This window comes from Streptococcus sp. LYSM12 (assembly GCF_004569635.1).
Taxonomy (GTDB): Bacteria; Bacillota; Bacilli; order Lactobacillales; family Streptococcaceae; genus Streptococcus.
The window spans coordinates 52,672-78,334 of record NZ_SPOZ01000003.1 but is presented as its reverse complement, the minus strand read 5'-3'; the positions used below and the strand labels follow the sequence as shown (position 1 = coordinate 78,334).

Sequence of the window (25,663 nt, the reverse complement as noted above, 5' to 3'; positions counted from 1 at the left end):
CAATCATAAAATCAGATGTCAAGTTTCTGCTAATGTTTCAGCAGGACAAAGGCACGAACAGTTTTTTAGAGTGAACTATATAGTTTCTGAATTTCAACAATCCTATTTTCTAAAAAAGAGAAATTCCTTATTTAGCTTCTCTTCTAGATATAGCATTTATAACCCTCTTGGGTTCATAATATAGTCATTTAGTTTATATTTTTATTACTTCGTTCACTCGTCTTGCTGTACTCCAGTACTACCTACGACTCCTTGCCTAGTACTAAAAATAAACGAAACGGCTACAAAGGTTCGCAAATGTTCATTTCACGCATTTGTCGTAAGTGCTTCGGGTTATGTTAGCTTTCAGGATTTCAGGGATTGGACAAAAAGATAATCAAAAATACCAATCTCATGTTCAGCTCTTCTAAAATATCTGATTAGTGTAACTGCGCATCTCTAACCCCCATTATGCTTCCCTTTTCTAATCTAAAGCCTTGATTTCTAACATCATATCACGAATTTGGGCAGCGAGTTCAAAGTCTAGAAGCCCTGCAGCTTCCTGCATTTGACCTTCTAGTTTCTTCAGCATCTCTCGGCGTTCTTGTTTGGTGAGACTTTCAATATCTACCGTTTCTTTCTTATCAGGAAGAATTGCTTTTGTCACACTAATCAAATCGCGAATTTCTTTCTTAATGGTCTGCGGGATAATGCCATGTTTTTCATTGTATTCCATTTGAATCTGACGACGGCGAGCAGTCTCATCCATAGCGCGTTGCATCGAATCTGTGGTTTTATCCGCATACATGATAACATGTCCCTCACTATTACGAGCTGCCCGTCCAATAGTCTGAATCAACCCACGTTCGTTACGTAAGAAGCCCTCCTTATCTGCATCAAGAATTGCAACTAGGCTAACTTCAGGCACATCAATTCCCTCCCGCAGTAGATTGATTCCTATGAGAACATCAAAAACTCCCAGGCGGAGATCTCGAATAATTTCTGTTCGCTCCAAGGTCTTGATATCACTATGCATATATTTAACCTTAATCCCCATTTCTTTGAGATAGTCAGTTAAATCTTCTGCCATTTTCTTGGTCAATGTCGTAATGAAAGTCCGCTCACCTTTTTCCACGCGCGCGTTAATCTCTCCCAGTAAGTCATCCATTTGCCCCATGGTTGGCCGAACCTCGACTTCCGGATCTAAGAGCCCTGTCGGACGAATAATCTGCTCAACAATGGTATCGGTCTGTTCATTTTCATAATCACCCGGTGTTGCAGACACATAAACAATCTGATGGACATGGCTTTCAAATTCCTCACGGCGTAGCGGGCGGTTATCTAAGGCGCTCGGCAAGCGGAAACCGTAATTAACCAGCATTTCTTTGCGGGAACGGTCTCCGTTGTACATTCCCTTAATTTGTCCCATAGTCATGTGACTCTCGTCAATCATGATTAAGAAATCATCTGGGAAGAAATCAAGTAGGGTATAAGGAGGCTCGCCCTCACTGCGCCCATCCATGTGGCGGGAATAATTTTCAACTCCGTTGGTATAGCCCATTTCTCGTAGCATTTCAATATCATACTCCGTCCGCTGTTTGAGGCGTTGGGCTTCTAGAAGTTTCCCCTCTTTTTCAAAGAGTTCCAACTGTTCCGTTAGTTCTGCTTGAATCTTGCCAATAGCTGTTTCCATGTAATCGTCACTCGTCACGAAATGCGTGGCTGGAAAAATAGCTAGGTGATCCACCTCTCCTAACACCTGACCCGTCAGAGCTTCGATCTCCCGAATCCGGTCGATTTCATCCCCAAAAAATTCCACTCGAAAGGCATGCTCATCACGGCTGGCTGGAAATATTTCCACTACATCACCACGAACACGGAAACGTCCGCGCTGAAAATCAATATCATTGCGTTCAAACTGAATATCCACCAAATCATTGAGCAACCTATCCCGCGATATTTCAAGTCCGGGACGTAGACTCACCACACTATCTGCATATTCCTTAGGAGAACCCAAACCATAGATACAAGAAACCGAAGCAACCACAATCACATCATTGCGCTCTAAAAGCGCAGATGTCGCCGAGTGGCGGAGTTTATCAATCTCATCATTGACCGAACTATCCTTTTCAATATAGGTATCACTTGATGGCACATAGGCTTCTGGCTGATAATAATCGTAATAGGATACAAAATATTCCACTGCATTTTCAGGGAAAAATTCCTTAAATTCGCTGTACAGTTGACCTGCCAGAGTCTTATTGTGAGCAATGACAAGGGTTGGCTTATTGACCCTAGCAATAACTTGACTCATGGTATAAGTCTTTCCTGTCCCTGTTGCCCCCAGTAAAATTTGAGCCTTTTCTCCTCCCTCAATATTATCTACCAAGGTCTTGATGGCTTCTGGCTGGTCACCAGACGGCTCGTATTTTGAAACTAATCTAAACTGATTCTTTGTTATTCTATCAATCATATGCTACCTCATTCTTCTATTTTATCATAAATAAACCTAGAGCGTGTCGTTCAGACCATATTCCCTTAGAGCACCAATAAAATAGTATAATCTAGTAACAATAGAAGGGAAACAAGGCTCTTGCCACCTGAACCAAATTCACCACTAGATAGGAACTCTGAGATTAGGCAGCTCTTCATCAGAGAGAGTAGGAACTATTGTTCCTATTACTATTGACACCAAAGACCGTTTCTTTGAAGCAATTCCAAGCAGCGTGATACTTGATGCCCCTCCAATATAAAAATGATTCAAGAGCCCAAACAGGACACTATTGTGCAAGGAAATCAGACAAATGCTGTCATTTTCCAAATGAAGAAAGGAACTGAATACCGCAACTCCACTTTGAAAGAGATGTTCCTCGTGCGACACTGGGGAAAAAATTGGATCCATCACCATTGCTAAATTCGATTGGCTCTATATATTTTAGAGTATATCCAAAGCTCCATTTGAAAACACAGAGATGTTACATCTTCTTACACAGCCCTTTGCAAATCTATCCTATTTATGATATACTATCTACTATATTTTAGAAACAAAGAAGGAAAACATTCTGAAAATGATTCTTCAAGGGATTTCTAATCATTATTTTTAAATGAAGGAGAATTGAAATGAAGAAAAAATGGTTTACATTGGCAGCTCTTCTGCCACTATTCTTCCTATTTTCATCGGTCAAAGCCAACGATACTATCGATATTGTCTTTGACTCAACTTATGCACCTTTTGAGTTTAAAGACTCAGACCAAATCTATAAAGGACTCGATGTAGATATCATCGATGAAGTAGCCAAACGTTCCAACTGGAACATCAACCAAAGTTTTCCTGGATTCGATGCAGCTGTCAACGCTGTTCAATCAGGACAAGCTGATGCTCTCATGGCAGGAACAACGATTACTGAAGCGCGCAAAAAAGTCTTTGTTTTCTCAGATCCATATTTCGATACAAAGATTGTTATTGCGACGACACAAAAAAATCCAGTATCTGACTACCAGCAATTAAAAGGAAAAACAGTCGGGGTGAAAAATGGCACAGCTGCTCAAAGCTTCCTCGACCAGCATAAGAGCGAATACGGTTATAGTATTAAGAGCTTTGATACAGGTGACACCATGTATAATAGCTTGGCTACTGGCGCGGTTGACGCTGTCATGGATGACGAAGCTGTTATCCAATATGCCATTCAAAAAGGGCAAGATTTAGCACTTAACATGACTGGCGAAGCGATTGGTTCATTTGGATTTTCTGTCAAAAAAGGGAGCCAATATGAGTATCTAGTAGATGATTTCAATAAGGCTCTTACAGCCATGAAAAAGGACGGCACTTACGATAGCATTATCAAAAAGTGGCTCGGAAGCACTCCTACCTCTGATAAAGAAAACACCTCAGACTACGGCTCTCTCCTTTCCTTAACAGGGAAGATTGGAGCGACTGCAACTCCTATCAAAGCTTCCTATACCATTGTATCAGATTCGTCTTTCGCTCCTTTTGAATACCAAGGAAAAGACGGAAAATACACAGGAATTGACATTGAGTTAATCAAAGCTATTGCAGAACAACAAGGATTTACCCTCACCATTCAAAACCCTGGCTTTGATGCCGCCCTCAATGCGGTACAAGCAGGACAAGCTGACGGTGTTATTGCGGGGATGACCATTACCGATGCCCGCAAGAAAATCTTTGATTTCTCAGATGCCTACTATACATCAAGTATCCGACTTGCCATAAAAAAAGGGAGCAGTATCGCAAGCTACGAAGATCTTGCTGGCAAAACTGTCGGTGCTAAAAATGGGACATCGTCTTACACTTATTTAGAAGAAAATGCTACAAAATACAACTATAATGTGAAAGCCTTTGACGAAGCTTCAACGATGTATGATAGCTTGAATTCTGGCTCTATTGATGCTCTTATGGATGACGAAGCCGTTCTTCTTTATGCCATTCAACAAGGACGTGATTTCGAAACACCAATTGAAGGAATCGCAACTGGTACCCTCGGATTTGCCGTGAAAAAGGGGAGCAATCCTGAGTTGATTGAAATGTTTAACAATGGTCTAGCTGAATTGGTTCAATCTGGTAAATACGATGAAATCATGAACAAGTATTTCAATAATAATGAAAATACAGACACTTCTTCTGCTTCAGTAGCTGACGAGTCAACTATCTGGGGCTTACTTAAAAACAACTATGGTCAACTCCTTTCAGGTCTTGGCATTACCATTGGGTTAGCTCTCCTTTCCTTTGCGATTGCTATTGTAATTGGTATCATCTTCGGAATGTTTGCAGTCAGCCCATTTAAGACGCTTCGCGTTATTGCATCTGTTTTTGTAGATGTAGTACGTGGTATTCCATTGATGATTGTTGCAGCTTTCATCTTCTGGGGCATTCCCAACTTGATTGAATCCATGACTGGTCAGCAGTCACCAATCAACGATTTTGTCGCAGGTACCATTGCCCTATCCCTCAATTCTGGTGCCTATATTGCCGAGATTGTGCGCGGAGGTATTCAGGCAGTACCTATTGGACAAATGGAAGCCTCACGTAGTCTGGGAATTTCCTATGGCACAACCATGCGCAAGATTATCTTACCACAAGCTACCAAACTGATGTTACCAAACTTCATCAACCAATTTGTTATCACCTTGAAAGATACTACTATTATTTCAGCGATTGGTCTGGTAGAATTATTCCAGGCTGGTAAAATCATCATCGCCCGGAATTATCAATCGTTCCGTATGTATGCAATCCTTGCAATTATCTACTTGATTGTCATTACACTCTTAACACGTCTTGCACGTAAACTCGAAAAAGGAGGCAACTAATGGCTCAATTAAAAATCAATGTCCATGATTTACACAAGTCCTATGGCGACAACGAAGTATTAAAAGGTATTACTGCCAAGTTTTACGAAGGAGACGTTGTCTGCATCATCGGTCCATCTGGATCTGGTAAATCAACTTTCTTACGGACTATGAACCTGCTTGAAAGCATTACAAGTGGCCAGGTAACAGTTGATGGATTTGATTTGACTGATCCAAAGACTGACCTTGATGCATTCCGCTCCAATGTCGGAATGGTATTCCAACACTTCAACCTTTTCCCACATATGAATGTCTTAGACAATATTACCTTTGCCCCAATCCAGCACAAGCTCGTGGATAAGACTGAAGCTGAAAAAATTGGAATGGAATTACTTGAAAAGGTAGGGCTTGCAGACAAATGTGACGCCATGCCCGATAGCCTTTCGGGAGGGCAAAAGCAACGTGTAGCTATTGCACGTGCCCTTGCCATGAATCCTGACATTATGCTCTTTGACGAGCCAACATCGGCTCTTGATCCCGAAATGGTCGGAGATGTATTGAATGTTATGAAAGACTTGGCTGAGCAAGGTATGACCATGCTGATTGTCACCCATGAAATGGGATTTGCACGGAAAGTTGCCAACCGCGTTATCTTTACAGACGGCGGTGAGTTCCTAGAAGATGGCACACCCGAGCAAATATTTGATACCCCACAACACCCACGTCTCAAGGACTTCCTTGATAAGGTTTTAAACGTTTAATAAAGACGAGGCTGGGCAAAAGCCCGTTTCCCCCTCTTAGAGTTCGTATCAACATCTCAGCGCAGTGGTTGATTAGCAGATTTATTCGTATGTTACGTTCCAAATCTAGCCTAATCAAGTGTGCAGGGACGAGGAAACGAGCTCTTTTTTCTACCGATTGAGTTCTTTCCCGCTCCCATAAAATTTAGAGTATAAGCTGTTTGACCCCATCGATAGTCTAAGCTCACCTAGGTCAGTCTGAGCTTAGAGATAAGGGAGGGAAATCCAGTGGATCAAGTTAGCCTGAACTTAGACAGAAACGATACGGATAAGCCAAACTTCAAAAACAGGATTGAATCCCATTTCCATTTTCTCACATAGCAAACAAAAACCGCTTCAATTAATGGCTTCAAAAACTTGATTAGAGCGATTTTTATTTATATTATTTGTAGATCTAGTCTATAAAAATCAATATCTGATTACCTTTTATAAAGGATGACTAAGCTAACCTCCTCTACACCGAAAAGAGAACGGACGCTCATACTCATTTAAAATCAAAATTAGCATTTCTTACTACTTCCTTAAGTTGTGCGGACGGATACGGAGTTTCATTCCTAATTTTCGAGCTAAAGGCTTTGAAAATCCCGTCCTCAGCCACAAGGTATTTATTGTCGGAGATACCACTACGGCGGAAGTAGCCTTTTAGCTCACTAGGTTCGCTTTCCCTTGAAAATTAGTTTAAAAATTCGCTATTTTTGAAATTAGTTAAGTATCAGTAAAAATCAAACTGCAAATGAGCTGAACTCAGACTAAAAGCTTAGGATAAAATAGAACACCGGGTAACCCGGTGTTCCTTTATTTTTGGTCTCAGAAATAAAATATCCAGCGCCCTCGTATTGGGAACCTAGAGATAAAACAGTACACTGGACTTACCTCGCAAACTCGGGAGAAAACTGTACACTGGACTTGCCTCGCAAGCTCGGGAGAAAACAGTACACTGGACTTGCCTCGCAGGCTCGGGAGAAAACTGTACACTGGACTTGCCTCGCAGGCTCGGGAGAAAACTGTACACTGGACTTACCTCACAGGCTCGGGAGAAAACAGTACACTGGACTTGCCTCGCAGGCTCGGGAGAAAACAGTCCACTGGACTTACCTCACAGGCTCGGGAGAAAACTGTACACTGGACTTGCCTCGCAGGCTCGGGATAAAACAGTCCACTGGACTTGCCTCGCAGGCTCGGGAGAAAACTGTACACTGGACTTGCCTCGCAGGCTCGGGAGAAAACTGTACACTGGACTTGCCTCGCAGGCTCGGGAGAAAACTGTACACTGGACTTGCCTCGCAAGCTCGGGAGAAAACTGTACACTGGACTTGCCTCGCAGGCTCGGGATAAAACAGTCCACTGGACTTGCCTCGCAGGCTCAGGAGAAAATCGCCTCACATGCTCGGGATAAAACAGTCCACTGGACTGTTTTATTCCTCGTCCATGCTCAATACGCTTAGGAAAGCTTCTTGTGGAACTTCAACGCTACCAATGGCTTTCATGCGTTTTTTCCCGGCTTTCTGTTTTTCGAGGAGTTTGCGTTTTCGCGAGACATCTCCCCCATAACACTTGGCCAAGACATTTTTCCGGAGAGCTTTGATATCACTGCGTGCTACAATTTTTTGTCCGATTGCAGCTTGAATCGGAACTTCAAATTGCTGACGAGGAATGATTTTTTTAAGTTTGTCTACAATCAATTTTCCACGTTCATAGGCAAATTCTTTATGGACAATAAAGCTGAGAGCATCGACCTTATCACCATTCAAAAGAATATCCATTTTTACCAATTTTGATGGGCGATACTCTGAAATTTCATAATCAAAACTTGCATAGCCACGAGTGGAAGATTTCAATTTATCAAAGAAATCGAAAACAATTTCAGCTAGCGGAATTTGATAAATGACATTGACACGATTGTCATCAATATAGTCCATGGTCACAAAATCGCCACGTTTGCGCTGTGCTAGCTCCATAACAGCTCCAACATATTCCTGCGGTACCATCACTTGAGCTTTGACATAAGGTTCTTCGATAGCATCAACCTTGGTTGGATCTGGAAATTCAGACGGATTAGATACTTCAATAGTCTCACCGTCGGTCATATTCACATGATACACTACCGATGGAGCAGTCATAATCAGGTCAATGTTAAATTCTCGCTCAATCCGTTCCTGAATAACATCCATGTGAAGTAGACCCAGGAATCCACAACGAAAACCAAATCCAAGTGCCTGAGAAGTTTCTGGTTCAAACTGCAAGCTAGCATCATTCAGTTGTAATTTCTCAAGCGCCTCACGCAGGTCATTATATTTATTGGAATCAATCGGATAAATTCCCGCAAAAACCATTGGATTCATCTGCTTGTAGCCCTCAAGCGGAGCATCTGCTGGATTGGTTGCAAGGGTTACAGTATCACCGACACGGGTATCTGCAACAGTCTTAATCGAAGCCGCAAGATAGCCAACATCACCCGTTGCAAGATAGTCACGACCTACAGCTTTGGGGGTGAAAATCCCCACTTCTGTTACATCAAAGGTTTTACCATTGCTCATCATTTGAATGGTATCGCCAGGCTTAACCAAGCCATCCATGACACGCACTTGGAGAATAACACCACGATAAGCATCATAAACAGAATCAAAAATCAAGGCTTTGAGAGGTGCTGCCACATCTCCTGTAGGGGCAGGTACTTTCTCAACGATTTGCTCTAAAATCTCTTCAATCCCAATTCCGGCCTTGGCAGAAGTCAGCACTGCCTCACTGGCATCAAGACCGATCACATCTTCGATTTCTTGACGCACTCGCTCTGGATCTGCCGCAGGCAAATCAATCTTATTGATAATGGGTAGAATCTCCAAATCATTATCCAAGGCAAGGTAGACATTTGCCAAGGTCTGTGCTTCAATTCCCTGAGCAGCATCAACAACCAAAATCGCTCCCTCACAGGCAGCGAGTGAGCGCGATACCTCATACGTAAAATCGACATGTCCTGGAGTATCAATCAAGTGGAAAATATAGGTTTCACCATCTTTAGCAGTATAGTTCAATTCAATGGCATTGAGCTTAATAGTAATCCCACGCTCTCGCTCCAAGTCCATACTGTCCAATAACTGAGCCTGCATTTCACGACTTGAAACAGTCTCTGTCTTTTCCAAAATACGATCTGCCAGGGTCGATTTGCCATGATCAATATGAGCAATAATCGAGAAATTTCGAATCTTCTCCTGACGCTTTTTTAAATCTTCTACGTTCATATCTCTTCCTTTAAAAGTCTTCTACTCATTATACCAAAAATTAGCTTGCTTGACCACATCAGACGAGCAAGTTTCACGACAAACGCATGAAGAAACTATTCCTTTCAAGCCACATATTTTTATTAAAAATACCTCATCGTATAAATAAGAACGAATTCTATCTCGTTGAAATATAAAATACTGAAATATATGTCAAAAACAGCATATAACTAGAAATAGATACCTGGACTTTTTCCATACTGATGCCTTGAAAAGTGGAAGAAGTCAGTTGACACTGCTATCTTTCTATGCTATAGTGAAGTGAACACTATTCGGAGGTAAGGGAGAATGAACAACTAAGTCTATTTGTTAAAGTTTGAAAACGTAAATGAAGTAGTCTTACTACAATCTTTTGCGTACCACCATGCTTTATACCAATAGGCACCTAGCTGTTTTGTCTCTCTTTTTGTGGGCTTTTTTGATATGACGATCACCATTATTACTCAAAGATACTACCCTTAGAGTGTGATGTAAAAAGTTCCCTGCTACAGACAAATAGTCCTACTGGTTAAAGTAGGACTATTTTTTTATAAGGAGGATCTATGTTACAAATTACACATTTAACCATGACCCATGAAAAAGATTTGACAGACTTAGTCACTGACCTATCTCTAGTAATTCATAGAGGTGACAAAGTTGCACTAATTGGTGAAGAAGGAAACGGCAAATCAAGTCTCCTTAAATGGATGATAAAGGAAGACTTGGTCACATCCTATATTCAGTTTAGCGGACAAATTCAGCGAAATTTTGTCCAATATAGTTACATTCCTCAACAGTTACCATCGAGCCTAGAGGCACTCTCACTCAACGACTATTTCTTTGGTTCAAACAAGATTAACCTCAATTATACAGCTCTCTACCGCTATGCGAAAGAATTGCAATTTGACAGCAATCGTTTTGCAGATTCACAACTATTAGCAACCTTATCCGGTGGGGAAAAATTAAAAATTCAGCTCATCAAAGAATTAGCTCAAGAAACAGATATTCTCTTCCTCGATGAACCGTCCAATGATTTGGATCTATCGACCCTCAAATGGTTGGAAAACTTCATTCGGCAATCGTCTAAAACCATAATCTTTATCTCCCATGATGAAACTTTTTTGAGCCAGACAGCAACTAAAATCATACATTTAGAACGCATCAAAAAGCGCAACGTCGCACGGACCACTGTTCAAGCCTTGGGATATACTACTTACGTTCAAGAAAGAGAAGAACAATTTGACCGCCAAGTCCAGCAAGCACGCAACGAACGCTTGAATCATCAAAAGAAAGTAGAGCGCCACCACCGCATTCATCAAAGTGTTGAACATACGGTTCGCAATACCCATGACGCAACTGCAGGGAGGCTGGTTGCTAAAAAGATGAAAGCAGTCCTCGCTCAAGAAAAACGCTATGAAAAAGAGGCTGTCAAACTGACTGAAATACCGAGTAAAGAAGACCATATTCAGCTATATTTTAAGGATATTAACCCACTTCATCCCCGCAAAGTCCTTATTGAGCTAGCCGCATTCACTCTGCAAGTAGAACAAGAAACCCTAATCCCTAACTTGAACTTCCGCTTTTTAGCTCAGGAAAAAATCGGTATTTTTGGAAAAAATGGTATTGGAAAAACAAGCCTACTCAGGCAAATCTATACTCTCTTGAAACAGCAAGCAACCTATCCTATCGGCTATATGCCTCAGCATTATCAAGACCTGCTCGATATGACTGCTTCTCCACTACAATTTCTAACATCTGCTTCCGACCAACAAGAGGACGAACGAATCCTCACTCATCTCGCTAGCCTACAATTCACTCACAAAGAGACGCACCACCCTATTGCCTCCTTATCTAGTGGGCAACAGGCTAAACTTCTGCTCCTTAAAATGGTTTTGGATGCCTGTCCCGTTTTGTTACTGGATGAACCAACACGGAATTTTTCACCGACGTCACAGCCTCAAATTCAAACGCTTTTTGCACATTTCCCTGGTGCAATCCTCACCATATCCCATGATCGTAGCTTTCTCAAAGCAGTCTGCGATAAGATTTTCCAATTAGATGAAAGAGGGCTTCAAGAAATCCATAAAGAGGACCTCTAGACCTACAATCACAAAGAGAGAGCCATCTCCATTTCTCAGAGTTCGTATCAATATAGCCGTTTCGTTTATTTTTAGTACTAGGCAACGAGTCGCAGGTAGTACTGGAGTACAGCAAGACGAGTGAACGAAGTAATAAAAATATAAACGAAATGACTATATCTCCGTGCAGTGGATGATTTGTTCGTATTTTACACTCCCAATCTGACCTCTACGACTGATGCGAACGAGTTGGCTTCCTTTCCAACCTCCAACAGTCACTACTCTAACTGTTGGAGCTATGCGGGGTGGGAGTGAAACGGTCTGGGGAATAGACCGTTTCACTCCTAAGCTAGAACGCAAGAAATAAGGTAAAAACCAGACTCTTTCTGATGTGTTTTAAGTTCTTTCCCACTCCCATTTCAGTCTGAACCTAGCATGTAAAGTGAGGAAAAGCTGAACTCTTTTTTCCACCTGTCACATTCTTGCCCGCTTCCGTGGCATTTGAACATTTGATAGAGTCTATTGTACTAGGCAAGGAGCTGCAGGCTGTACTAGAGTACAGCCAAGCGAGGGAACGAAGTAATAAGAGATAAACGAAATGACGATAGCTATCTCACGGATCGAATCAAGTTAAGCCAATAGATTAGGGTAACCCCAGCCTCGAAACTAGAGAGGGGAAGACAGGGACATCATCATCTGCAGTTAAAATCTGATATCATTATTCTCACTTTACTACGCTTCGACTTCGGCTCTCTCGTCAGTTTAGAGAAAGCTAGCTTTACTACTAGCTCCAAGTATTCACAATTCTCAACTGTGAGAATGCTAGTCAGATTGGTCTATTTTATAGAGTACAAAAAAGGAGTGAAGACAACCAGGACTTCAAAGTCCTAGTTGTCTTCACTCTCTTTGGGTACTTATTATTTTCCAAGTTTCGCTTTTGCTGCATCTGCAAGTGCTGTGAAAGCAGCTGCATCGTTAACAGCAAGATCCGCCAACATCTTACGGTTTACTTCAATTTCAGCCAATTTCAAACCATGCATCAACTGTGAGTATGAAAGACCATTCATGCGAGCTGCTGCATTGATACGAGTAATCCACAATTTACGGAAATCACGTTTTTTCTGACGACGGTCACGGTATGCATAGTAGTAAGAGTTCATTACTTGTTCTTTTGCAGTACGGAACAAGATATGCTTTGCACCATAGTAACCTTTAGCTAATTTTAAAATACGTTTACGGCGTTTGCGTGATACAACGCCACCTTTAACACGTGCCATTTCATTTTCCTCCGAATAATTCTCTAATTTCTAGTAATTCGACTTATTTAAGTCCTGTAAGCATTGCTTTGATACGTTTGAAGTCACCTGAATGTACCATTGCTGCTTTACGAAGGTGACGACGTTGTTTTTTAGTCTTACCGTGGAAACGGTGTGAAGTATAAGCGCAGAAACGTTTCAATCCACCAGAACCTGTACGTTTAAAACGTTTAGCTGATGCGCGATGAGTTTTTTGTTTTGGCATTTTAATTCTCCTTTTGCATAATAAGCTTATTTTTTCTCTGAAGCTGGCGCAAGTTGCATGAACATTTGACGTCCATCCATCTTAGCTCTTTGCTCAATAATCGCAATGTCTTGCGTTGCTTCAGCAAATTCTGCCAAGACTTTTGCTCCAACTTCCTTATGGGTAATCATCCGCCCTTTAAAACGAATGGACACCTTTACTTTATTTCCCTTTTCAAGGAACTTACGGGCATTGCGAAGTTTTGTATCGAAGTCTCCTTTATCAATAGTTGGACTCAGACGCACTTCTTTAACCGTTACAACGCTTTGTTTTTTGCGCTGTTCTTTTTGTTTTTTCTGATACTCAAATTTGAACTTACCATAGTCCATAATTTTCGCAACAGGCGGTTTAGCTTGCGGTTGAATCAACACTAAATCAACGTTAGCACTATCAGCTATCGCTTGGGCTTCGTTGAGCGGTTTAATTCCTAACTGTTCACCTTCGAGACCGATAAGACGAACTTCACGCACACGAATTTCATCATTGATGAACAAATCTTGCTTTGCTATGGCTTTCACCTCATTTTATTTTTTTCGAGAAAAACAAAGTGGGCTTGCTAACACAAGCCCACTACTACATCATTATCTTTCCGAAGAAAATGTAACACGTAGAGCCAGACAACGTTAGTCGCAAGGCGAGAAGCTCTCACTTCTGCTTTTCTCAATGCTACCAGTATAACAATACTTTTTTTATTTGTCAAGGATTTCTTTTACTTTTTTGGAAATAAATTCAACAACACCCTCAATGGATACACCTGTCGTATCAAAAATGATCGCATCATCTGCTGCTTTAAGAGGTGAAACGGATCGTGTACTATCCCTGTGGTCACGTAAGGCAATCTCTTCCTTCAAGCACTCCAAATCAGTCGGAATCCCTTTTTCTTTATTTTCCTTAAAGCGACGAAGAGCCCTTTCTTCAACTGATGCGATAAGGAAAATTTTTAATTCAGCATCAGGAAGCACAACAGTTCCAATGTCACGCCCATCCATGACAATCCCTCCCTGTTCTGCAATCTTGCGCTGTAAGTCAACTAATTTCTCACGAATTGGGGCAAGGGCAGACACCCAGGACACATTATTGGTCACTTGATTCTCACGAATGGCATGGGTGATGTCGACATCCCCTACAAATACTAATTGTTCACCATTTTCATTACGACCAAAACCAATGGGAAATTGATCCAATAAGGCAACAATAGCTGCGCTATCTTCCTGAGCTACTTGATACTGCAAAGCCAAATACGTCGCAGCCCGATACATGGCACCTGTATCCAAATAGGTATAGTCAAATATTTTCGCAATAATCTTTGCAACTGTACTCTTACCACTTGATGCTGGACCATCAATAGCGATTTGAATTGATTTCATAATTCCTCTTACTTAATTTTAACGAGGTCACCTGGATTTGCCCACCAAGTACCACCAGGACCTGTCATTTTATCTGGATTCAACCGTTCCAACTCCTCAGGAGAAATACCTGCGCGAGCTGCAATCATATCACGTCCCTCACCAGCCTGAACAGCAATCGTTTCACCACTTGCTGCTGAGGATGGTGGTGTACTTTCTACACTACTACTTGATTCACTTGTAGAGGTTGATGATTGTGATGCATTACTTGCACTAGCCCTAGAAGCATCTGTATTAGTACTACTTACTGATACCTTTGTGCTGCTACTATAAAATTCTTGATTAGCATCAGTCTTGCTACCTCCATGAGATAGATAGACCATAGCAATGGTTGTAACGATGACAATAAATAAGAATAGTATTGCTAAGATGCTCAGCACTCGGGTACCTGAGCTACCTTTGGTTGAACGACTTCTTCTACTCTCTGTAGAGTGATAGATTTCCTCATTCCATGGTTCTTGTGACATGAATAATCTTTCTCCTTGTCTTTTTTATAAAATCTCATTACAATAATAATATGAATATTACACTTTATCCAGAAAAATGTATCGCTTGTGGACTATGCCAAACCATTTCAAATGTCTTTGACTATGACGATGAGGGAATCGTCTTGTTTGCTAATTGCCCCCAAGAATCTACCATTGAGCTGACCGACCAAGAAGATGCACTTCTAGCTGCCAAATCTTGTCCCACAAAAGCAATTTCCATCGACTAGTTAGTCTTTATTCGCATAATATTCTTCAAAATAGTCCTGTGTGACCAGATGATCTGTCAGAACAATTTCCCCTTGAAAATGAGCGTTGAGAGCTAGGGCATTGACAAAATACTTCTTAGGCCATTTGCGGATATAGTATACCTTTCCTTCTGGCATATCTTCTGAAAAAATTTTCACGAATAGATAGGTCACTTCAATTTTAGAAATCGTATCAATCCCTATTCTTTTCGAGACAAAGGGATTGGCTGAAGCAATCCGTAGATACTCTCCATCAATCACAAAATAGCGATGCCAACCTATCCCAAACATAATAATCACCAGTACAAATAACTGAATAATGGTATCAGATATCCGTAACTTTTCCAATATGAGAGATAAGGCAAGGAAAGCAGGGGTAATTGTTAAGGACCAATAAATAATCGACCATGACAATTCTGGCTGCCAATGATATCTTATTTTCCCAAAAATTTTAATCATCTTTACTCTCCTTGAACTATTCTATCATAATTAAATTGTTTTTCCTACAATGAGGACGAAGAATTTTTTATTTTATCGCAAAAATATCAATAGCCAAACTCATTCTGCCCCTAAAGATTAGACAGTAAACTCTAACTTTAGGGGCAGTTCATCATTTCATCTAGCTGTTTTTGTTTGCCCTAAAATAGCTAATCGGGCTTCCTACTGCTAATGATTGATTAAATTTTGATATTCAGCAATTACCATCACTTCATCTGCAACTGTTCTCAAATGATATTTCTTCATAAAACTAAGATAATTAAAGTCTTTTTTATCTTCACACTGTTCTAATTCTTCTATCATCAAGTAATGGATCATATGGCGATTGGCCTGCAACTCAAATTGTTCACGTCTTCGTTCATACTGAACAATATTGTGTTCGATATGTCCTAATTCGTGTAATATAACTGCTTTTCTCTCTTCTTGTTACAAGCTCTCCATCAGAGCAATAATTTCTCCATTTTCTCTCATAACATTTGTTTCTTTTCTGATATTGTTAGCGATTATCTATAGTATAATATTGTTCTTCAAAAAGTACAAATTTATTATTTTTAAAATTTTTTTGAAAAGATAGTTGACAAAAGAGAACGAAAAACAGAAAGGAGAATTCCTACTTGCACATTTTTTTAATGAAAACAGTAAGACATAAAAATAAGAAATCCTATCAAACTATTATTAAACGATGGGTAACTGTCATAGCACCAGCAACTATCACACTCATTGCTGGACTAGGAATGCTCTTTGACAAAGATACAAGTATCTTAACAGGAGTGATTGGCCTATTTACAGCATTTATAGGTACTATTCTAGGGATTACAACCAAAAAATATAATCAAAAAAGGAGGAAATTCTATGACTGAGAATGTATTCATTCCACGAACAACCATATCAGACTTAGATAATTCAGCATGGACAGCCTATGCTGTCGCACGAACTGGTATTTCTCTCCCAAACTGTTTTACATATGCTACTGCCAGAATTAGTGAGATTATTGGATATAATCAGCCTTTAGATGGTGAGCACAGAGTAAATGGAGCTGGTGAACTTTGGGAAATTCATAATCGTGCATTCACACAATCTTCAAAACCTGTTCTTGGAGCATTAGCAATCTACAAGGATTCTAGCTTTGGACATGTAGCTGTGGTTGAAAAAATTGAAGGAAATGATATTTGGATTTCTCAATCTAACTATGGTGAATATACCGATGTAGACGGAGATGGTCTATTTGATGGATTTTCTTTTGTAAAAACATCCGGTATACAAAATTCATATACAAACAATGGGGCACAACTAGCTGGATTTTTAATCCATAAAGATCTTAGACAATCAAAAATGAACAATAAAACGGAGGAAGACGATATGTCAATTGCATTTATTCGAATCGAAGAAGATTTCACAAAAAAAATTAAAAAAGGAAACATTTATTTAATCAATGCTGGAGCGCGTACCTACAAGCACCTTAATGGTAACCAATACAATGCAGCAAAAACTGCTTTTCCGAAAGCAGTCACACTTAGTGCGACCAAAGCTGCAAACTACTTTAATTTGGTAATTGAATCTATCGGAGCAACAGAGATTTAAATATGACAAAAGTCTAATAACCATTTGATTTATATTGCTTCTATTGGTTAATCATCAATAAAAAAATACACGAACAGCAAGGTCACTTCTTTATCTTACCATTGTGCTGTTCGTGTATTTTTTTGCGATTAATTTTAGACACTCAAAAAACCATAAGAGAGTGTGAGGAATATAGTAACGTAACATAGAAATAACACAATCCCCACGATTGTAGTCGGAATAGCAAACTTTCTAGGTAAGCTAATTCGGTTGGGTACGATTGTCAAAAGTGCAAAAGCGCCTATCGGAATAAAATAACGCCCTTGAAGTCCAAGAATAACAGTATGTCCAACTGGTGACCAAATTTGATACAAGGCAATAAATGTCAGCAAAACATAGCCAACTATAAACATCAAACTTACAAATCTCATTCGTTTTGTAACAGTAATCTGATTATACTCTCGAATAAACACTGCAAATATGACTAAAAGATAATACAGTAGAACGGCTAAGAATGAAATATTGCGATTCAGAAGTCCGAATTGGCCTGCATATGAATGAAGTAAGAATTTACCATGCTCTTCAATTGTATTTTTTATAACTGTGACAAAACTAATCGGATTTTTTAAAATACCTTTAACCTGCTCGCTTGGATTAGCAAAATCCATATACATGATATCTTGGCTCGGAAATAATTTTCCCCAAAGATAATATATTGCTAGAGCAGAAAAAAGTATTAAACTACCATAAAGCATTTTCATTCTAATGGTGAAGATTTTATTTGGAATTAAAAAGTAGAGCAATCCAAACATGATTAAAGTTGGCTTCATTTGTACCATTGCCACCATTAACCCAAAGGAAAAATACAACTTCTTTTTATCCAATATATTTTCAGAAATGATATTGGATAAAATGGCCACAAATAGGAAAGCTACCGCATTTGTAAAGGCATCTCCACTGGTCGATACTGCTAAGAATAAAAACATTGGATTTAGTGCTAATACAACAAAGCCCCACTTGGCAAATTTCGTCCATCTCACGGCAAAAAAGAGCAGTAAAACATAACTTAAAAAGTTAAAAAGTCGTGCTGTATAATAAATCGGTAAAATAGAACCAACCAATAGCTTTGAAATACTAATCCCTATAATTTGTGGAAGATATTGAAAAAAAGAATAGTTTAATTGTCCACCTAAAGGAACAAATACTTCATTTAACTTTTCGTAAGCAGTCATATCAAGACTAGCATAATTAAATTTTTCAGCCACATTATAACCAACTCCGATAGAATTTTGATTTAATTCTAAAATAGAAGCTGGAAGGTTAAATCCGTACTCATCCCATGTTTTAAAAAGATTTACAGGACTGTCTAAAAAGTAGGGAATAATTTCACCTTGCGAAAATGCGTAGGATTTTGCAAAATGTCCAATCTCATCTGGTGCTGTCATTGGTGGAATAATCGTCATAAATAAAGCACCAAAAATGAGAGCCACTATCAAAAAGACATATTCTGCAGATAGCCCACCAATTCTTGCCTTACTTCTACTTCTCATAATAGTCATAAACTTTCAACTCATATTGCATGCGATTTTGGCGAACAAGCGTATCCAAAATAAAGCCAGCCACGAAAGCCAAAGAAGATAAAATCATTAGACCGGTCGCTAAGATGGCAGAAGGCATTTTTTCGATTAAGCCTGTGTAGGCAAATTCACTGATAACTGGAACTCCTACTACTAATCCTAAGATGAACAAGATAGTGCTGACCAAGCTAAAGAATAGGAGCGGCTTATAGTCTTTAAAGAGATTGAAAATCATTTTCAATACCTTAAATCCATCAGAGAAGGTGTTTAATTTTGATTCGCTACCTTCTGGGCGATCTTGATAGGTAATCGGAACTTCTACCAATTTAAAGCGTTTATCCAGTGAATGGATGGATAATTCTGTTTCAATTTCAAAACCTGGAGATAAAACTGGGAAAGTTTTGACAAAGAGACGATTAAAGCCACGATAACCTGTCATAATATCGTTATAGTTTCCCTTGTATAGTTTATTGATTAGCAATCTGACCAAATTATTCCCAAAACCATGGAAACCTCGCTTATTTTCTTTTGCATATGTACCGTTGGACAAGCGATCTCCTATTGTCATATCCGCTAGACCGCTTCTTAGGGGTTCTAAAAGTTTTTCAACCTCAGCTGCTGGATATGTGTCATCTGCATCAACCATGATATAGTAATCCGCATCAATTTCGCGGAACATGGAACGGACAACATTTCCTTTTCCTTGACGAGGCTCAAATCGTACAATCGCCCCTGCTTGACGCGCTAATTCATTGGTTTTATCTTTGGAATTATTATCATAAACATATATATCTGCTTGCGGCAGATGACGCTTAAAGTCAGAAATAACTTTTTGAATCGTCACTTCCTCATTGTAAGCAGGTAGTAATACTGCAATTTTTTCTGTCATTATTTATCTCCTATTACAAAGAAATCCTTATTTTTTTGAATATATCCCTTGCCAAGACTAATATCATACTGTAACATTCTCAAGTCTGCTTGAGCCTGAATGATACTAATATCTGAATCTACGTTACCTATAGTAGCTTGATTTAGTAGAAATGTCAATAGCGCATAATATGGTGATACTTTTGAGTCAGTATGCTGGAGCAATTCTGCTGTTAAATCATTGGACCGAACCAAGGGGAATTGATCCAGTTTTTTTGTGTTATGGTTGCTCCAAATAAAGTAATCCGTCTCAAATTTACTATCAGGATTGTTTTCAAATACTTTCGTTGGATAAAACCCTGGTAAATGATCTCCATAGAAGACCACTGTGATATTCTTATCCACGTTGGACAAGGCTTCAATAAATTTTTGAGTTGCCTGATCTGTATAAGTTAATAGGCGAGAATATTCTGTGAGTTTATCATTTTCTTCTGCCGTGAAATCTTGCCCTGATGCAGTTACCTCAACTGGGTTTCCGACTGACCATGGTGCATGATTCTGCATGGTAATAACTGAGAAAAATTGATTTTTAGACGGATCAATATTGTCTAGAATATTTTCATAGACTGCCTCATCACTCATGCTGACTCCGACCTTTTCTTGATTTTTAAAGGTCTCATTAGTGTCAGAAGCAAAGATTAGTCGCTCAAACCCTAGTCGCTTGTAAATATTTTTTCGGCTATAATTATTAGCTCCTGACGGATGAAGTACCAAACGATTCTCACTAGCAAAGTGATCACTAATCGATGGAAATACTTTCATTTTTGGAACAACTTCCGTATATAAAACTGAAACTGACGGTGAATAATTGAAAAATGGCAGACCAGTTAAACTTTGGAACTCCATATTGGCTGTCCCGCCACCATAACCGTCTGAAATCATTAACCCACTTGTGGTATCTTGCTTCAATAGTTGGATATTGGGAAGAACTTCTTGACTGATGCTCACACCATCCACATAGGCAGGATTTGCTAGACTCTCACTTAAAATATAAATAACCGTCTGATTGGAAATATTTTCTGTTCGATTTCTATTGATTTTTTCAGCTACATCTGTGTATTTTTGGGCAATTTGATCAATCGCTTCTTGACTATAGCCATCTGGTTTTTCCATGACTTTTTTAGTCAGTTGCTTAGTCCATACATAAGCTACTGATTTGTAACGAGCATTGACCGAAAAACCAAACCATTCAATATCTTGCCAATTATTCAATTTAGAAACAACTGGAATCCCGGGGATTACTTTAGCATTTTCTTCGGTTTTGAAAACGGCAAATACACTAACAACGAGCGTCACTAAAGCTGCAAAAACAAGCACTCGATACCGTTTTTTCCCAAAAATTGGATTAACTAAAACACGCTTTCTAAGAACAACGTAAAGGATAATTGGAAGGACAATCATCCCCAGTAGATAAACGAAATATTGTTTATCTACAAAACTAAGAATCAAGTTGGTATCTTGTATCCAGACAAAATCTGTAATCAGCAAGGGCTCGCTACGCATAGATTCTTTCAAATAATTGGCAACTGCGATAATCGTACTAAATGAAATCAATAATAGTGTAGAGAGAACATAGCGATTGATCAGAACATAAACTAGAAGATAGAAAACCACAAAAAAGAGAATCTGGTAAAGAGTGGCTCCTTCAAAAATGAATTTATCAAGTAGCGCACTGTCATCTTGAACCCCTAATTGAAGGTAGTAATTGATGACCAATGCCATTACGAAACTTGTAATGATACTGAGAGAAACACTGGCTTTGTTCTGTCTTAGCAGTTCTATCGCTTTGAAAAACATAAAAGATAGCAAAATACTACCGACCATTGCAATAATCAAATTGGGTAGGAACAGGACTACGTAACGGTCAACTTGACTGTCATCAAGTAATCCTGTAATGTTTTGCATAATAGTAAGGGATAATTTAGAATCAGAAAAGATTAAAATAGGAAGTATAAAATGGACTACCCAATTTGAGGGGCTTACAAGCTTGTTAGTTTCTGCTTCTACAGAAGACATAGATGAAGCTTCTAATAAATATTTATAGAGTACAGCTACCAAAAATATCCAACCTAGGATTGGGAGAGCATGCCATTCCCAAAATTGATTTTTTGAAAAATTCCACATTTGGAACTTTTCATTATTGAGTTGTCTCGTAATATAAACCCCATAAGAAACCAGCAGATAAATGATTACTTGTACACTAAATTTGAAATAAAACCATTTGTTGAGACTGCGAGATAGATAAATTCCTAAAACAATGATCCCTAATCCCTGTAAGAAGAATAGGATTTCTTGAAATTGTTTAACCGAAGAGGTTAAATTGACATCTTCTAAAGCACGATCTGTTATGTGATACAAAACAATAGAAAGCACAGCTGCACATAAAACGAGAATATGGACATTCTGTTTCCAATTGATTTCTTGTAGATACTGCTTGATTTTTTTCATTACTTCTTGGCTTTTATTTTTTTCAAACATCTTTCTATTATATATTTTATAGCGCGCAAGGGACCGATAATGATATACTTGGCAGCACCTTTGATACCACCCAAATGATCAAAATTAACATAAGTATGCGGAAGTGCATCTCCACGCTCGTTGAGCAATTTATTGTCAATAAACGGTGTCAACGCCACAGGATTTGGTGCTATTCGAAAATCGTATTGACAATTCCATGCAATATATACCAAGAGGCGTTCGATAGCATGGAGAATAGAATTTTGAGGCAACGGCTCCGCTGGCACGTCTGCATCCGTCAATTCTAAATCAAAAAGAGGCTTAAGAGCATCATATTTGAACCAAATATACGTTCCATAAGACATGACAAAGGTGTGAAGAGCACCAAAATCAATCGCTTTCTGCATCCCCATTTTTTGCCATAGATCATTCATAGCTGGCGCAATTTGATGTTCATTGTAGGCCTCCACAATCTTGTTGTAGCGGAAGAAAGTTGGAATATCAGCAATGACCAAACCAAGATCCGCTTGCTTTGTCAAATTAGATAAAATGCTATGAGCAGGACGAACCAGCATAGCAATCAATTCCTTGCGCCACGATTCACCAGCCCAAAAATCAGCTTCTTTTGATTTTTTGGTATGGAAATGGCCCACAAAATCATAGTCCTTTAGCTGCTCTTTCAATTTCAGCATCGGAAGAACATCGCGACCAATATTTCCCGTAACAAAAATAGCTGCACTCTGTTCATTATTCGCTAAAATAACGTCAATCTCAGGACGTTTTGTTTCACTATCTGTGGTAATAAAGAGATCGTAAGCAAAACCAAAACCTTGGAAAGCATCTAAGAACTCTTGTAAGAGATCCACATAAAAGACATGAAGATGGACAGCTATTTTCTTACCAGTCAAATCAGCATGAGCTTCTTGCAGATATTTGCGCCCCAACAGATATTTAAAATCAGGATAGTTGATATTGGACATGTGAGATACGATTAAAGCAACAGGATAGCTGGACTCCAATTCAAGTTGGTTAAGAATATAGGGAATAATATGCTGGTTGGCGTCAATAGCCTTAACCTTGATAAAAGGAACCCTATTTTTTAGGATAGCAGTTGGATTGTAATAAGAAAAATCTGGATGCAACATCCCACTGGTATCTACCTCAACTGTATCAAAAACAGCCTTGTAAGAAAATCCAGCATCCGTCAAACTGGTGGTTACCTGTGTTTCATAACGGTCAATAACGTCTTGCACAGCTGTGTAATTCTGAACACCTGTCCAAAAATCTTGGAAAGCCTTGGAGGTTACTACCTCCTTGGAAAAAGAAAGGTAATAACTTTGAAGATGCTCTTTAAAATCAGCTGTCTTACGGAAATTGGTCATGCCCCAGAAATCTGTTTCTGGATCTCTTTCAAACTGCTGATAAATGGATGCCATATCCCATAAAGGTCCAAAGCAAGTATCATTCATAAGAGTAACCGAATCATACTCTGCAAGGGTTGAAAAGCCAATATGTACCATTCCATCTCGCCAAGCAGCAAAGTCAAAGCCGATATTTTCCCGCTGGAGAAAGTCATCAATTAAATGATGCGTCTGCAAATACTCTTGGTCTCTAGCCGACATCGGGCTATTGCTAATAAATACCAAGTGCGAAAAAAGCGGACGCATTTTTTCTAATTGATAGAGCACATGCGAACTAAGCGATTGGTATTTATTGAAATGAACGTATAAAAGCAGGCGCTTCATTTTTTTCTCCTAAAAAAGTTTATTAGTGCCGTTGAAATCGTCCAACGACGAGAGGCAATAGTCTGATTGTATTGAGCCGTTATTTCTTCTAATTGTCGTTGCATCTTCTCAACCTTGATTCGTTCTTGCTGATAGTCTACTTCTTTTGCCTCTAGCAGTTTTAATCTACTACGAAGATTTAGCAATTCCTGGGCCAACTGTTTTCCGATATAAGCATCTGACATCACCTCATCGATTTCATATAAAGAATAACGTAAACGCACCCTTTTTCCATAGAAAGATGGCACTTGGAAAATGAGCTGTGGATCTGGATTTGGAAAAATATAGGAATCGCGATAGACCAAACCATTCGTAAAGATCGGTAAAAGGCTAGTATCATAATCTAGCGCAAGAAGCTGAATATGAGTATAAAAACTAGGCCTTTCGGTCATGTCGATTCGAATTTTTTGGCAATCTTCAGGAAGTAGGATGTCAATCGTTCCCTGCAATTCTAGGGGATAAACGGTAGTATGTGTCTCACTAAAGGTTCCACCTTTTTCAAAATAGACGGTAATGAACTGCTCATCGACCAATGATTGGAGATGACGATAATCAACCTCTCCTAAAAGATAGCGAATCGCATGTAGCCCTTTAGCTGGGGAAGTTGGATTCCCTTCAATTGCCTTAAGAATCTGCTGGTAACATGTATCAATACAGTAAATTCCCCGAGCAATTTTCTGTTGCCTCAAGCTCTCCTCCTTGTGCACTTCAAATCGCTCCAAATGCTCTTTCAAGTACTGCACTAATTGTTTCACATCTCCTAAATGATACAGGGTACCCGCTTGCAAGAAACTCTTTACTGATTGATACCCTAGATTATCTGAAGCAATCACTGGAACACCATTTAAAACAGCTTCAACAAAGACGAGAGGAAAGGCTTCTGATTGAGAATTCAAAACGCAAATATCTGATTTACTGACCAATCCCCAAGGCTGGTTCTGATGTCCTAGAAAATGGACATTTGTCACCTTATGCTCAGCAATATAGTCATCACATTGTGCCTTGTATGCCTCATCCCAATCTCCAATAAAGACTAGGGGATACTGAGGTTGATTTAATTGGTGATAGGCTTTTATCAACTCAAGTTGATTCTTGTTTTCATTGATACGCCCAATGGATACAAGCCTACGACTTGTACTTTCTTGTAAAGGCGTACCTTCTATATCAGAATAAGGAATAAAGGATTGAATATCTGTGGAGGCAGGGAATAACTCCTTTAATCTTTCATGTAAATTACCATGAACAGCAAAAATTGCTGCGGAATTTTGCACCATAAATTCTATTTTTTCACGATAGTATGCAAATTCTTTCGTAGGAAATTCATGGAACAGCCAAAAATGAGGGACTGCTTCACAGGCAGCTGCTATACTTCCTTGAAAAACATTGGCTGTATTTGAAATGACTAGTTGAATATTTTCTTCTCTAATAATCTGACGAATGATAAAAATTGCCTGCTGATAGGCCAAAATCTGCTCTGTTTTTAAAAATGGAACAGTTCCTGGTGCTTCAGGCCACCACCATTTTGCAGTGGGAATAGAAATGGTCTTAATCTGATGTTCTTCTAATACTTGAATGTAGCGCTCCTTAGTTTCATGCTGATTATCCGGATAAGCATTGAAGACATGATAGCCTTTACCCGCTAGATAAATCATCAGATTGACGATGGACTTTTCCGCTCCATTATCTAAAGTTCCTGTTGGAGAAACAACTAAAATCCTCTTCTTCATTCCTTATGCACCTTTA

Annotated in this window: 19 protein-coding genes, 1 pseudogene and 1 other annotated feature; of the genes and pseudogenes, 6 read left to right on the top strand and 14 right to left on the bottom strand. The window is 39.3% G+C overall.

The genetic code is table 11. From position 1 onward, the window contains the following. Nucleotides 1-463: 463 nt before the first annotated feature. A complete protein-coding gene (gene uvrB / locus E4T79_RS01515) occupies nt 464-2,452 on the bottom strand; it encodes an excinuclease ABC subunit UvrB (RefSeq protein ID WP_135026963.1) in 1,989 nt (662 codons plus the stop codon). Nucleotides 2,453-3,099: 647 nt separating this feature from the next. Here uvrB and E4T79_RS01510 point away from each other — a divergent pair. Both E4T79_RS01510 and E4T79_RS01505 read left to right on the top strand, forming a co-directional pair. Next, nucleotides 3,100-5,304: an ABC transporter substrate-binding protein/permease gene (locus E4T79_RS01510; protein ID WP_135026962.1), complete on the top strand. Its 2,205-nt coding sequence runs from the start codon at nt 3,100-3,102 to the stop codon at nt 5,302-5,304. Continuing rightward, nucleotides 5,304-6,044, top strand: a complete 741-nt coding sequence (locus E4T79_RS01505) for an amino acid ABC transporter ATP-binding protein (RefSeq protein ID WP_135026961.1) — start codon at nt 5,304-5,306, stop codon at nt 6,042-6,044. The genes E4T79_RS01510 and E4T79_RS01505 overlap by 1 nt, the downstream gene beginning before the upstream one ends. 1,454 nt (nt 6,045-7,498) lie before the next feature. On the opposite strand, the gene lepA is transcribed toward E4T79_RS01505, so the two are convergent. Continuing rightward, nucleotides 7,499-9,322 (bottom strand): translation elongation factor 4, encoded by a 1,824-nt coding sequence (gene lepA / locus E4T79_RS01500; protein ID WP_135026960.1) that lies wholly within the window; start codon nt 9,320-9,322, stop codon nt 7,499-7,501. A 581-nt stretch (nt 9,323-9,903) separates the two neighbouring features. Here lepA and E4T79_RS01495 point away from each other — a divergent pair. Then, entirely contained in the window at nt 9,904-11,439 is a 1,536-nt protein-coding gene (locus E4T79_RS01495) for an ATP-binding cassette domain-containing protein (protein WP_135026959.1), read from the top strand. An 896-nt stretch (nt 11,440-12,335) separates the two neighbouring features. Here E4T79_RS01495 and rplT read toward each other — a convergent pair. The 5 genes from rplT to E4T79_RS01465 all read right to left on the bottom strand — a co-directional run bounded on the left by rplT (nt 12,336) and on the right by E4T79_RS01465 (nt 14,851). Continuing rightward, nucleotides 12,336-12,695 carry a 50S ribosomal protein L20 gene (rplT, locus tag E4T79_RS01485; RefSeq protein ID WP_000124834.1) on the bottom strand — a complete coding sequence of 120 codons (360 nt, stop codon included), beginning with the start codon at nt 12,693-12,695 and terminating at the stop codon, nt 12,336-12,338. Between the two features lie 43 nt (nt 12,696-12,738). Then, the gene (gene rpmI, locus E4T79_RS01480) at nt 12,739-12,939 is read right to left on the bottom strand and encodes a 50S ribosomal protein L35 (protein ID WP_125121641.1); all 201 of its coding nucleotides are present in this window, start codon (nt 12,937-12,939) and stop codon (nt 12,739-12,741) included. A 26-nt stretch (nt 12,940-12,965) separates the two neighbouring features. Next, nucleotides 12,966-13,496, bottom strand: coding sequence for a translation initiation factor IF-3 (infC, locus tag E4T79_RS01475; RefSeq protein WP_075098933.1), 531 nt, complete (start codon nt 13,494-13,496; stop codon nt 12,966-12,968). Nucleotides 13,497-13,511: 15 nt separating this feature from the next. Further along, nucleotides 13,512-13,641 (bottom strand) — a sequence feature (ribosomal protein L20 leader region). 26 nt (nt 13,642-13,667) lie between these two features. Continuing rightward, nucleotides 13,668-14,345 (bottom strand): (d)CMP kinase, encoded by a 678-nt coding sequence (gene cmk / locus E4T79_RS01470; protein ID WP_135026958.1) that lies wholly within the window; start codon nt 14,343-14,345, stop codon nt 13,668-13,670. A gap of 8 nt (nt 14,346-14,353) precedes the next feature. Further along, nucleotides 14,354-14,851, bottom strand: a complete 498-nt coding sequence (locus tag E4T79_RS01465) for an SAG1386/EF1546 family surface-associated protein (RefSeq protein WP_135026957.1) — start codon at nt 14,849-14,851, stop codon at nt 14,354-14,356. A gap of 50 nt (nt 14,852-14,901) precedes the next feature. On the opposite strand from E4T79_RS01465, the gene E4T79_RS01460 reads away from it, so the two are divergent. After that, nucleotides 14,902-15,099 (top strand): ferredoxin, encoded by a 198-nt coding sequence (locus E4T79_RS01460; protein WP_135026956.1) that lies wholly within the window; start codon nt 14,902-14,904, stop codon nt 15,097-15,099. Here the strand turns inward: E4T79_RS01460 and E4T79_RS01455 are convergent, their stop codons facing one another. Together E4T79_RS01455 and E4T79_RS11500 are read right to left on the bottom strand one after the other, a co-directional pair. Then, nucleotides 15,100-15,576 carry an EbsA family protein gene (locus tag E4T79_RS01455; protein WP_135026955.1) on the bottom strand — a complete coding sequence of 159 codons (477 nt, stop codon included), beginning with the start codon at nt 15,574-15,576 and terminating at the stop codon, nt 15,100-15,102. It lies immediately after the preceding gene. A gap of 207 nt (nt 15,577-15,783) precedes the next feature. Further along, nucleotides 15,784-16,026: pseudogene (locus E4T79_RS11500) on the bottom strand (ImmA/IrrE family metallo-endopeptidase); the annotation flags it as partial. Between the two features lie 218 nt (nt 16,027-16,244). Between E4T79_RS11500 and E4T79_RS01450 the strand changes: the two are divergent. Further along, the gene (locus E4T79_RS01450) at nt 16,245-16,475 is read left to right on the top strand and encodes a phage holin (RefSeq protein ID WP_135027026.1); all 231 of its coding nucleotides are present in this window, start codon (nt 16,245-16,247) and stop codon (nt 16,473-16,475) included. Then, nucleotides 16,468-17,196: a CHAP domain-containing protein gene (locus E4T79_RS01445; RefSeq protein ID WP_135026954.1), complete on the top strand. Its 729-nt coding sequence runs from the start codon at nt 16,468-16,470 to the stop codon at nt 17,194-17,196. Before E4T79_RS01450 ends, E4T79_RS01445 begins: the two co-directional genes overlap by 8 nt. A 134-nt stretch (nt 17,197-17,330) precedes the next feature. Here the strand turns inward: E4T79_RS01445 and E4T79_RS01440 are convergent, their stop codons facing one another. The 5 genes from E4T79_RS01440 to E4T79_RS01420 are packed head-to-tail and all read right to left on the bottom strand — an operon-like array spanning nt 17,331 to nt 25,647. Continuing rightward, nucleotides 17,331-18,734: a DUF2142 domain-containing protein gene (locus E4T79_RS01440; protein WP_135026953.1), complete on the bottom strand. Its 1,404-nt coding sequence runs from the start codon at nt 18,732-18,734 to the stop codon at nt 17,331-17,333. After that, nucleotides 18,715-19,641 (bottom strand): glycosyltransferase, encoded by a 927-nt coding sequence (locus E4T79_RS01435; protein WP_135026952.1) that lies wholly within the window; start codon nt 19,639-19,641, stop codon nt 18,715-18,717. Before E4T79_RS01435 ends, E4T79_RS01440 begins: the two co-directional genes overlap by 20 nt. Further along, the gene (locus E4T79_RS01430; RefSeq protein ID WP_245168025.1) at nt 19,641-22,157 is read right to left on the bottom strand and encodes an LTA synthase family protein; all 2,517 of its coding nucleotides are present in this window, start codon (nt 22,155-22,157) and stop codon (nt 19,641-19,643) included. The genes E4T79_RS01435 and E4T79_RS01430 overlap by 1 nt, the downstream gene beginning before the upstream one ends. Further along, nucleotides 22,127-23,881, bottom strand: a complete 1,755-nt coding sequence (locus tag E4T79_RS01425) for a rhamnan synthesis F family protein (RefSeq protein ID WP_135026951.1) — start codon at nt 23,879-23,881, stop codon at nt 22,127-22,129. The genes E4T79_RS01430 and E4T79_RS01425 overlap by 31 nt, the downstream gene beginning before the upstream one ends. After that, a complete protein-coding gene (locus E4T79_RS01420) occupies nt 23,878-25,647 on the bottom strand; it encodes a glycosyltransferase (RefSeq protein WP_135026950.1) in 1,770 nt (589 codons plus the stop codon). Before E4T79_RS01420 ends, E4T79_RS01425 begins: the two co-directional genes overlap by 4 nt. Nucleotides 25,648-25,663 lie beyond the last annotated feature (16 nt).